General features: G+C 64.6%; 4 protein-coding genes and 2 pseudogenes. 5 read left to right on the top strand and 1 reads right to left on the bottom strand.

Translation table 11 applies throughout. The annotated features are described in order from the left end of the window. The coding region (locus JO059_RS20705; protein ID WP_293322196.1) for a hypothetical protein at positions 1 to 211 on the bottom strand (211 nt) is incomplete at its 3' end. Positions 212 to 412: 201 nt separating this feature from the next. On the opposite strand from JO059_RS20705, the pseudogene JO059_RS20710 reads away from it, so the two are divergent. From JO059_RS20710 to JO059_RS20730, 5 genes and pseudogenes are all read left to right on the top strand, one after another. Further along, positions 413 to 751 (top strand): annotated as a pseudogene (locus JO059_RS20710) (PhoH family protein); the annotation flags it as partial. Then, positions 748 to 1,281 carry an rRNA maturation RNase YbeY gene (gene ybeY, locus JO059_RS20715; protein WP_293322198.1) on the top strand — a complete coding sequence of 178 codons (534 nt, stop codon included), beginning with the start codon at positions 748 to 750 and terminating at the stop codon, positions 1,279 to 1,281. The pseudogene JO059_RS20710 and the gene ybeY, both read left to right, overlap by 4 nt. Beyond that, positions 1,278 to 2,594, top strand: coding sequence for a hemolysin family protein (locus tag JO059_RS20720; RefSeq protein WP_293322200.1), 1,317 nt, complete (start codon positions 1,278 to 1,280; stop codon positions 2,592 to 2,594). The genes ybeY and JO059_RS20720 overlap by 4 nt, the downstream gene beginning before the upstream one ends. 107 nt (positions 2,595 to 2,701) lie before the next feature. Beyond that, positions 2,702 to 3,610 (top strand): GTPase Era, encoded by a 909-nt coding sequence (era, locus tag JO059_RS20725; RefSeq protein ID WP_293322202.1) that lies wholly within the window; start codon positions 2,702 to 2,704, stop codon positions 3,608 to 3,610. 107 nt (positions 3,611 to 3,717) lie between these two features. Then, positions 3,718 to 4,501 (top strand): annotated as a pseudogene (locus JO059_RS20730) (SDR family NAD(P)-dependent oxidoreductase). Positions 4,502 to 4,659 lie beyond the last annotated feature (158 nt).

A 4,659-nucleotide genomic window follows, 5' to 3' on the forward strand; every position in this document is an offset into this window, starting at 1 on the left:
AGGTCTCTTGGACTCGGATGGCGGTCCCGTCACCCAGCAGGGGCGTACGTGCCGAATCCAATTCGTAACGGTTTCCGCTCGGCTCCGCGATGACGTAATTTTCCTGGTCCAGTCGCTGGGCGGCGTCGTCTACTCGCGCACCAGGGCGGCTGACGGGCGTAAGCCAGGGGCTGCCCGCGGCCGCGACGTAGATCACCGATCCGATGCGCATGTCCTGGATATCCGCTTGCCCGAGGGAACTGTGCCCTTCCGCCTGGCCCGGAAGGCCGCGAGATACGACGCAACTGGCGGGGGTCGGCCGATGCGTTTCGTCCACCGGATCGAGCCGGCGGGCACCGAGGAGGCAGTGTGCATAGAGGTTGCCGCGGCCGACTCCCTGTATGTGACTGAAGATTTCTTACTGACACACAACACGCTTAATGACGCTTTCATCGTGCTCGACGAGGCGCAGAACACCACCGCCGAGCAAATGAAGATGTTCCTGACGCGACTGGGTTTCGGATCGAAGATCGTCGTCACCGGGGACATGACCCAGATCGATCTTCCCGGCGGCGCCCGGTCGGGCCTGCGGTCTGCGGTCGACATCCTCGACAGCGTCGAGGACATCTACGTCGCGGAGCTGACCAGTGTCGACGTGGTGCGACACAGGCTGGTGTCGGAGATCGTCGACGCGTACGCCAGGTACGAGGAACCCGGGTCGGGGATGAACCGGGCTGCTCGGCGGGCCTCGGGCGGCCGCAGCCGCCGATGAGCATCGAAGTCTCCAACGAGTCGGGCATCGACGTGTCCGAAGCGGAATTGGTAAGCGTCGCCCGGTTTGTGATCGCCCGAATGGACGTCAACCCCAGCGCGGAGCTGTCGATGGTGTTGTTGGACACCGCCGCGATGGCCGACCTGCACATGCGCTGGATGGACCTGCCCGGGCCCACCGACGTGATGAGCTTTCCGATGGACGAGCTCGAACCTGGCGGCCGGCCCGACGCCCCCGAGCCGGGACCGTCGATGCTGGGCGACATCGTGCTGTGCCCGGAATTCGCCGCCGAGCAGGCGGCCGCGGCGGGTCACAGCCTGGGACATGAGTTGGCGTTGTTGACGATTCACGGTGTGCTTCATCTGCTCGGGTACGACCACGGCGAGCCGGACGAGGAAAAAGAGATGTTCGCCCTGCAGGAACGGTTGCTCGAAGAGTGGGTCGCCGAGCAGGTCGAGGCCTACGAGCAAGACCGCCAGGAGGAACGCGACCGCCGGTTGCTGGACAAGTCAAGGTATTTCGACAATTGACCGGTGTTGCTCAGCTGGTCGGCGCGATTGCTTTGATCGCTCTGGGCGGCCTTTTCGCGGCGATTGACGCCGCTATCAGCACGGTGTCGCTCGCCCGGGCGCAGGAGCTGGTCCGGGACGAAAGGCCCGGCGCGGTGTCGCTTTCCAAGGTGATGACGGACCGGCCGCGCTACACCAACCTCATGGTGCTGCTGCGTATCGTCTGTGAGATCACCGCGACGGTATTGCTGGTGGTCTTCCTTTACGACAACTTCGGGATGAAATGGGCATTGTTCGGGGCGGCGACCATCATGGTGGTGACTAGCTTCGTAGTGATCGGGGTGGGTCCACGTACCTTAGGTCGCCAGCACGCGTATTCGATTGCGCTGACGGCTGCCCTTCCGCTGCGGGCGATTTCGTGGTTGTTGATGCCCATCAGCCGATTGCTCGTGGTCCTCGGCAACGCGCTGACACCCGGCCGGGGCCTGCGGAACGGGCCGTTCGCATCCGAGATCGAACTGCGCGAGGTCGTCGATCTGGCCCAGCAGCGGGGAGTGGTCGCCGCCGACGAGCGCCGGATGATCCAGTCGGTCTTCGAACTCGGTGACACCCCGGCCCGCGAGGTGATGGTGCCGCGCACCGAGATGATCTGGATCGAAAGCGACAAGTTCGCCAGTCAGGCGATAAACCTGGCCGTGCGCAGCGGGCATTCGCGCATCCCGGTGATCGGCGAGAACGTCGACGACATCGTCGGGGTGGTGTACCTGAAAGACCTTGTGCAGCAGACGCTCCTGTCGCCCAGCGGTGGCCGGGACATCAAGGTGTCGCAAGTGATGCGCCCGGCGGTGTTCGTGCCCGACTCCAAGCCGCTCGACGCGCTGCTGCGTGAGATGCAGCGCGACCGCAACCACATGGCGCTACTGGTCGACGAGTACGGTGCGATCGCCGGCTTGGTCAGCATCGAGGACGTTTTGGAAGAAATAGTCGGCGAGATCGCCGACGAGTACGACGAGTCGGAGACAGCGCCCGTAGAAGACCTGGGCGACAAGCGGTTTCGCGTCTCCGCACGCCTGCCAATCGAAGACGTCGGTGAACTCTACGGTGTGGAATTCGACGATGACCTCGACGTCGACACGGTGGGCGGCCTGGTCGCCCTGGAGTTGGGGCGAGTTCCGTTGCCCGGCGCGGAGGTGGTGTCGCACGGATTGCGGCTGCGCGCCGAGGGTGGCCCCGATCATCGAGGGCGAGTGCGGATCAACACCGTTCTGCTGATGCCCGAAGAAACCGAGGCTTCCGAGGCGTCCAGTGGTGAGGAGGCCAGGCAGCATGGTTGAGCGGTCGGACGACGAGGACGCGGCCCTTGCTGTGACGCCCAACGTGCGCTCAGTGCGAGAACATCGCGTCAAAGTCGCGCTGCGTGCACGCTCGGTGTCAGGCGGCCATGGCTGAGTTCCGTTCGGGCTTCGTATGTTTGGTTGGGCGGCCGAACACCGGTAAGTCGACACTGACCAACGCGCTCGTCGGCACCAAGGTGGCGATCACCTCGACCCGGCCGCAGACCACCCGCCACACCATCCGCGGGATCGTGCATCGGGAGAACTTCCAGATCATCCTGGTCGACACCCCGGGGCTGCATCGGCCCCGCACTCTGTTGGGCAAGCGGCTCAACGACTTGGTCCGCGACACCTACGCCGAGGTCGACGTCATCGGGCTGTGTATCCCGGCCGATGAGGCGATCGGCCCCGGCGACCGGTGGATCGTCGAGCAGGTGCGTGCCATCGCGCCCAAGTCCACGCTCCAAAACCTCGTCGTGGTCGTCACCAAGATCGACAAGGTCTCCAAGGAGCGACTGGCGGCGCAACTGGTCGCCGCCAGCGAGCTGGCCGGCGATTCGGCGGAAATCGTTCCCGTGTCGGCGGCCACGGGCGAGCAGGTCGACGTGCTGGTCGATGTGCTTGCGGCGGCGTTGCCGGTCGGCCCGGCGTACTACCCGGAAGGTGAGCTGACCGACGAGCCGGAGGAGGTCCTGATGGGTGAGCTTATCCGCGAGGCCGCCCTGGAGGGCGTCCGCGACGAGCTGCCCCACTCGCTGGCGGTGGTGATCGACGAGGTCAGCCCCCGCGAAGGGAGAGACGACCTGATCGACGTGCACGCGATCCTCTACGTCGAGCGGGACAGCCAGAAGGGGATCGTGATCGGGAAGGGCGGCGCCCGGCTGCGGGAAGTGGGCACGGCAGCGCGCGCCCAGATCGAGAAGCTGCTGGGCACCAAGGTCTATCTCGACCTGCGCGTCAAGGTCGCCAAGAACTGGCAGAGCGACCCCAAACAGCTTGGGCGGCTGGGCTTTTAGAATTCTTGAACCGGTTTTCCCTGGGGCCGCTTGGTTTTCCACCACGGAATGTTTGATGGCAACAGCGACGGGTAGCCGTCGGCTCATGACCAAAGCACAAGTGGGCACTGATCACCGGCGCGTCGAGCGGCATCGGGTTCCGAGCTTGCAAAGCAGTTCGCCGAGCACGGCTACGACCTGGTAGTAGCCGCAGAAGACGACGCGATCAATGACGTTCCCCGCAGACTTTCCGCATCCGGCGCAGTCGTGCAGCCCGTCCAGGTGGACCTGCGGACGGCGGAAGGGGTCGAGCACTTGTACCAGAGCACGATCGAGGGCGACCGCGTGCTGGCCGCCGCGGCGCTCAATGCCGGTGTGGGGCGCGGGGAGATGTTCCTCAAGAGCGAGCTTGCCGACGACCTCAGCATCGTCGATCTCAACGTGCGCTCGACCGTACATCTGGCGAAGCTCGTGGTGCGCGACATGGCGAACCGACACGAGGGCAAGGTGTTGTTCACGTCGTCGATCGCGTCAGAGATGCCGGGCTCCTACCAGCCGGTGTACAACGCGTCGAAGTCATTCGTCCAATCGTTCGCCGAAGCGCTCCGCGACGAATTGCGCAACACCGCAATCACTGTCACTGCGCTGATGCCCGGGCCGACGGATACCAATTTCTTCAGCCGCGCGAAGATGACCCAATCCGTCATGGGAAAGATGCCTAAAGACAACCCAGCCCAGGTAGCGCGGCAGGGCTTTCACGCATTGATGCGCGGTGATCAGAAGGTATTGGCCGGTTCCTTATCGTCCCGAATGATGGGTGGGGCGAGCCGCATCCTGCCGGACACTCTCAAGGCCGTCGGCAACCGCGTGCTGTCGCGACCGCTCAAGGACCGAAGGCCACTACCTCGATAACACCGAGGAGTCGTCGGTGACCGATGGGTGGTCTCGTCGATTTTTACGGGTCAGGCGAGCACCCGAACGGTCTCCAGCGACGGATCCGCCGCGTCGGGCAGGTTCATGCCGGCAGCCAAACCGGACCGCAGGTAATCCAGCACCGTGTCGTTGAGGCG

The sequence above is a fragment of the Mycobacterium sp. genome, from assembly GCF_019247615.1.
Taxonomy (GTDB): Bacteria; Actinomycetota; Actinomycetes; order Mycobacteriales; family Mycobacteriaceae; genus Mycobacterium.